Origin of the sequence: Streptomyces aurantiacus JA 4570, from assembly GCF_000414115.1 — a bacterium.
GTDB classification, from domain to species: domain Bacteria; phylum Actinomycetota; class Actinomycetes; order Streptomycetales; family Streptomycetaceae; genus Streptomyces; species Streptomyces aurantiacus_A.
On the sequence record NZ_AOPZ01000474.1, the window covers coordinates 1 to 5,568 of the forward strand.

Here is a 5,568-nt window from a genome sequence, read left to right on the forward strand (position 1 = left end):
GGCGCGGGCGCCGGGAGCAGCGCGGCGAGGCCGTCCGGCACCACGACGGGGTCGGCGGCGGAGGGGAAGCTGTCGAAGGCCGCGGCCACCTCGTCGAGCGACGGCCGCAGCCGGGGCTCCTTCTCCAGGCAGGCCGCCGCGAGCGTACGCCAGCGGAAGGGCAGCCCCGAGAGATCCGGCTCCTCGAAGCGGATCGCGTACATCACCCGCCACATGTCCTCCGCCTCGAACGGCGCCCGCTTGCGCAGCGCGAACACGAGCGTCGAGGCGAGCGAGAAGACGTCGGCGGCGGGCGTGATGCTGGCCGCGTCCCACTGCTCGGGCGCGGCGGGCGTGCCGAGGAACTCCTGGCTGGTGGTGAAGGTGCTGGCGTGCAGATGCCGGGCGAGGCCGAAGTCGAGGACGCGCGGGCCGCCCGTGCTGAGCAGCACGTTCGACGGCTTGAAGTCGCGGTGGACGAGTCCGGCCCGGTGGATCGCGGCGAGCCCGTCCGTCAACTCCCGCGCTACGGAGCGTACATACTCCTCCGGCAGTGGTCCGTACGTCTCCACGGCCTCGGAGAGGGTGATGCCCGGCACGTACTCCGTGGCGAGCCACGGCTGGTCCGCCTCCGGGGCGGCGTCCAGGACCTTGGCGACGAGCGGGCTGTCCACGGTCCGCGCGGCCGTGACCTCGCGGGCGAACCGCCGCCTGGCCTCCCGCGCGTGCATGAGCGACGGCCGCACCCGCTTCACGGCGACCTGCCGCCCGCGGCGGTCCCTGGCCAGGAAGACCTCGCCCATGCCGCCGCGCCCGAGCACACCGGTCAGCCGGTAGGGCCCGAGGCGGCGCGGGTCGGACTCCAGAAGCTTGCCGATGACCATCGGGGGTGTCACGCGCTGAAGGCTATGAGTGACAGTCCGTGGCCGCCCGGGAGTTGGCCGAACGTGGTCCGTACGGGCCGGGGCACGCGGCACGGGGAGGGGTGGCGCGCCGCGCCTGGCGCGCCGAGGCGTGCGCCGGGCGTGGTGGGAGGGGTGCGCGTGGCGTGGGCGTGAGTACGAACGCGGAGGTGGCTGCTGAGTACGTGCGCCCTGCCGGGGGCGGGTGCGGGCGGCTTGGCTGGGGGCATGACCAGGAAGCCGAACCCGCACGAGCGCCGCCCGCAGTGGTACGCGACCCCCGCCGCCTCCGGCCCCGCGCGGCCCCGCACCCTCCGCGCCCTCGCCGTGGGCGGCGCGCTGGGCGCGGGGCTCCTGGCCGTGGCGGTCCTGCTCGCGAAGCCGCTGTTGGGGGCGTTGGGGGTGGCGGTGTTCGTGGTGCTGGTGCTGACCGGGAACGCGTCGTCCTGAATATGTGCCGGTGCGTTCTCAATATGTGCCGGTGCATTCTCAGTCCGTCCGGCGTTTGAGGACGAGCCGCGAAGCGGCGACTAAACCGGGGGCCCGGGGGCGGAGCCCCCGGTTCGGGAAGGGGCGGGGTTGGGGGCTTCGCAGCAGCGATGCCGACGCCAGCAACCCCACCCCCAGCACCGCATAAGGCGCCGCCAACCCCTGCTGCCACCAAGCGAGGTGCAGGTCGGCGGACCCCTCGTGCGGTACGAGCCACAGCGTGCGGGCCGTGAAGACGACCGCGACCACCACGGCGAGCCGGGGGCTCCCCTCCCCCACGAGCACCACGATCAACGGCACACACCACACCCAGTGGTGGGACCAACTGATGGGCGAGACGAGGAGCGCGGCCCCCGCCGCGACCAGCAGCCCCCGCGCCCCGGCCCCGGCCCGCCGCGCCGCCCACAGCCCCATGGCCGCGACCACCACGGCGGGCAGGGTCCAGGCGAGACCCGGCTCGGGCACGTGCAGGACGCGGGCGGCCAGCCCCTGGAGGGACTGGTTGTCCACGATCCACGCCTTCCCGACCCGCCCGGTCTCGAAGACCCGCCGCGTCCAGAACTCGACGCTCGCGGCGGGCAGCACGAGCGCCCCCAGGAGCACGGTCCCGGCGAACGCGACGACGGCGGTGGCCGCCTCCCGTACCCGGCCCGTGACGAGCAGGTACGCGATGAAGAAGGCCGGCGTCAGCTTGATCCCGGCGGCAACGCCCACGGCGAAGCCCTTGCCCACAGATCCGGGCGGCCGCGTCAGATCCCACAGCACCAGGCACGCGAGGGCCAGGTTGATCTGCCCGAACAGCACGGTCTGGAAGACGGGTTCGAGCCACAGCGCGCACGCGGCGGCGGCGCAGAGCGGCGCGGCGCGCGAGGGCAGGCCCGCGAGGCGGCAGGAGAGGTGCAGGAGGAGAACGAGGAACGCGACGTTGCCGGCGAGGAAGGCGCCCTTGAGCGCGGCGAGCGGCAGCCAGGTCGTCGGCACGAAGAGGAGGGCGGCGAACGGCGGGTAGGTGGCGGGCAGTTCCCACCGGGTGACGGTGAACCCGTACAGATCCCGGCCGTCGACGACGGCGGCCCCCTCGGCCCGGTAGACGAGAGCGTCCGCCATGGGCAGGCCGTGCACGGCGCAGAGGGCCGCGAATCCGGTACAGGAGAGGACAAGAAGGAGGATTCCGGTCACCGCACTGGGTGACCATGAGGTCACATACCGTCGCGTCACGCGGCGACTTTAGCGACCACCGGCGAACGCCCGGTGTGCGGCGCGTGACTGCCTGCCGTCAGGGCTGCGGGCCCACGCCCACGTCAGGGCGGCAGGGCGGCACAACCCGGGGCGGAGCCCACCTCAGCGGCGGCGGACGCCCGCCTCCTCCGCGTACTCACCGAGGACGGTCACGCCGAAGGCCACGCCCGCGAACACCTTCGCGGCGCGCAGTGCGGCGCCGAGGCGGTGCGGGCGGTGGGTGTCGGAGAGGGCCGTCGCTCCGGTGGAGGGGCGGGGGCCGGGGCCGAGGGACGCGGGGGTGATGGTTGCTGCGCTCATGTCTCCATGGTCGTTCGCGGGGCCGCGCGGCACATCGGCCCCCGGGGGTAACCGGAGGTGTCCGGCGGTACGACTCCGGGGCGGCGCCCGTCCGTCTCCGGAGGGAGGGCGGCCCTCAGGGTTTTCTCGGGGATGCCTCAGGGTTTCGGGGGCCGGGAGTTCCCGAGACCCTCCGCCTCGCCGCCGCCCGCCACCTCCGGCTCGCCGCCGCCCGCCACCTCCGGCTCGCCGCCGCGGAAAATTCGTTGGCCCCGCCCGGCCCCCGTAACTAAGCTCTCCCCTTCCCGCCTCCCGCCCTGTTGGAGCGCCGCCGCCCGGCCGGAAACCGGCGGCCCCGAGTCACGCACCGGGTGCACCGCGTGATCGCGTGCACCGAGCACACCCGTACCCGCCGCCGGAGGCCCCCGTGAACGCCGCGCCCGAAGATCCCCTCGCCCGCGAGCGGGCCCACCTCTCCGCGTCCCGTGCCGCGCTGCGCGCCATGCGCGAGGACGCGCAGGCCCTGGACATCCGCGACGTGACGGCGAACTGGGTCAACGCCGAAGTCCTGCGGGGCCAGCTCGACGAGCGGATCAAGGCCCTGGCCGACCTGTCGCACACGCCGCTGTTCTTCGGCAGGCTCGACTTCCTGCACGCGCCGGGGGCCGAGCAGGCCGAGGGCGGGGAGGGCGAGCAGTTCTACATCGGGCGGCGGCACGTGCACGACGCCGACGGCGATCCGATGGTCATCGACTGGCGCGCGCCCGTCTCGCAGCCCTTCTACCGGGCCTCGAAGAAGGACCCGCTGGACGTCGGACTGCGCCGCCGGTTCGGCTACACCGGCGGCGAGCTGACCGCGTACGAGGACGAGCACCTGACGGACACCACCGAGGCCGAGCAGGTCAGCAGGCTGCTCCAGGAGGAGATCGAGCGGCCGCGCGTGGGCCCGATGCGGGACATCGTGGCGACGATCCAGCCGGAGCAGGACGAGATCGTACGTGGCGGACTCGGCGGTTCCGTGTGCGTGCAGGGAGGGCCCGGTACCGGAAAGACGGCGGTCGGCCTGCACCGGGTCGCCTATCTCCTCTACGCCCACCGTGAGCGCCTCGCCCGCACCGGCACGCTGGTCATCGGGCCGAACCGGTCCTTCCTGCACTACATCGAGCAAGTACTGCCCGCGCTGGGCGAGTTGGAGGTGCGGCAGGCGACGGTCGACGACCTGGTGGCGCACGTGGAGGTGAAGGGCGTGGACGACGCGGCCGCCGCCGTCGTGAAGGGTGACGCGCGCATGGCGGACGTGCTGCGCCGGGCGCTGCGTTCGCACGTGACGGTGCCTCAGGAGGCGGTCGTGGTGGTGCGGGGGTCGCGGCGGTGGCGCGTGCCCGCGTACGAAGTGGAGGAGATCGTACGGGAGTTGCTGGCGCGCGACATGCGCTACGGCGCCGCCCGCGATGCCCTGCCCCAGCGCATCGCGCACGCCGTGCTCGTCCAGATGGAACGCTCGGGGGAGGCGCCGGACGACCGGGTGCAGGACGCGGTGGCGCGCAACACGGCGGTGAAGGCGGCCGTGAAGGCGATCTGGCCGCCCGTCGATCCCGCGAAGCTGGTGCTGCGGCTGCTGTCCGACGCCGACTTCCTCGGCGCGCACGCGGACGGGATCCTCACCCCCGAGGAGCAGAAGACGATCCTCTGGGCCAGGCCCGCGCGGGGCGTGAAGAGCGCCAAGTGGTCGGTCGCGGACGCGGTGTTGATCGACGAGGCCGCCGACCAGATCACCCGCACGCATTCCCTGGGCCACGTCGTCCTGGACGAGGCTCAGGACCTGTCCCCGATGCAGTACCGGGCCGTGGGCCGCCGCTGCACGACCGGGTCCGCCACCGTCCTCGGGGACCTGGCGCAGGGCACCACGCCGTGGGCGACGCCGAGTTGGGACGAGGCGCTCGCGCACCTCGGCAAGGCGGACGCCGTCGTGGAGGAACTGACGGCAGGCTTCCGCGTGCCCCGCGAGGTCATCGCGTACGCGTCCCGCCTCCTCCCGGCCATCGCGCCCGACCTCACGGAGGTCAGCTCGGTCCGCCAGTCCCCCGGTTCGCTGGCGGTACGCCACGTCCCGGATCCCGCCGATCCCGCCGAGGCGGTGCTGGCCGCCTGCGTGGAATCCCTCCGCAACGAGGGCTCCGTCGGCCTGATCGCGGCGGACGCGCGCGTGCCCGTTCTCGCGGAGGCGTTGCGCGCGGCGGGCCTCTCCTACCTCGACCCCGGCGAGGAGACCACGCCCGACACCCGCCTCACCCTCGTCCCCGCTTCCCTGGCCAAGGGCCTGGAGTACGACTACGTGGTCCTGGACGAGCCGGCCGCGGTCCTGACCGGCGAGCCGGACGAACGCACGGGCCTGCGGCGCTTGTACGTGGCCCTCACGCGGGCGGTGTCCGGCCTGACGGTGGTCCACACCGCCCCGCTGCCGGAGGCTTTGGCAACGGCCTGACCCAACAGTGACCGCCGTCGTGGGCTGTGCCCACCCGTGCCGCCCCTGGCCGTGCCGCCCCTGGCGGCCCAGCTGCCCACAGCAGGTACGGAACGACCACTCACCGGCAGACGCCGAACTGCCGTACCCGGCACCGGAAGGCAGGCCGACCCGGGCCGCTGGTCGGCGTAGGCGCGGACTACGGCCCGAAGCTGA

At 74.0% G+C, this 5,568-nt stretch carries 5 protein-coding genes; 2 read left to right on the top strand and 3 right to left on the bottom strand.

Annotated features, from left to right (window positions below):
* Positions 1 to 875 (bottom strand): serine/threonine-protein kinase (locus STRAU_RS34875; protein ID WP_158692200.1); only part of this gene is annotated, 875 nt, incomplete at its 3' end.
* Positions 876 to 1,109: 234 nt separating this feature from the next.
* Between STRAU_RS34875 and STRAU_RS34880 the strand changes: the two genes are divergently transcribed.
* The gene (locus STRAU_RS34880) at positions 1,110 to 1,331 is read left to right on the top strand and encodes a hypothetical protein (RefSeq protein ID WP_016645114.1); all 222 of its coding nucleotides are present in this window, start codon (positions 1,110 to 1,112) and stop codon (positions 1,329 to 1,331) included.
* A gap of 39 nt (positions 1,332 to 1,370) precedes the next feature.
* Here STRAU_RS34880 and STRAU_RS34885 read toward each other — a convergent pair whose 3' ends face one another.
* Together STRAU_RS34885 and STRAU_RS34890 are read right to left on the bottom strand one after the other, a co-directional pair.
* The gene (locus tag STRAU_RS34885; protein ID WP_016645115.1) at positions 1,371 to 2,573 is read right to left on the bottom strand and encodes a glycosyltransferase 87 family protein; all 1,203 of its coding nucleotides are present in this window, start codon (positions 2,571 to 2,573) and stop codon (positions 1,371 to 1,373) included.
* Positions 2,574 to 2,711: 138 nt separating this feature from the next.
* The gene (locus STRAU_RS34890) at positions 2,712 to 2,909 is read right to left on the bottom strand and encodes a hypothetical protein (RefSeq protein ID WP_016645116.1); all 198 of its coding nucleotides are present in this window, start codon (positions 2,907 to 2,909) and stop codon (positions 2,712 to 2,714) included.
* A 406-nt stretch (positions 2,910 to 3,315) separates the two neighbouring features.
* On the opposite strand from STRAU_RS34890, the gene STRAU_RS34895 reads away from it, so the two are divergent.
* Positions 3,316 to 5,373 (top strand): HelD family protein, encoded by a 2,058-nt coding sequence (locus STRAU_RS34895; protein WP_016645117.1) that lies wholly within the window; start codon positions 3,316 to 3,318, stop codon positions 5,371 to 5,373.
* Positions 5,374 to 5,568 lie beyond the last annotated feature (195 nt).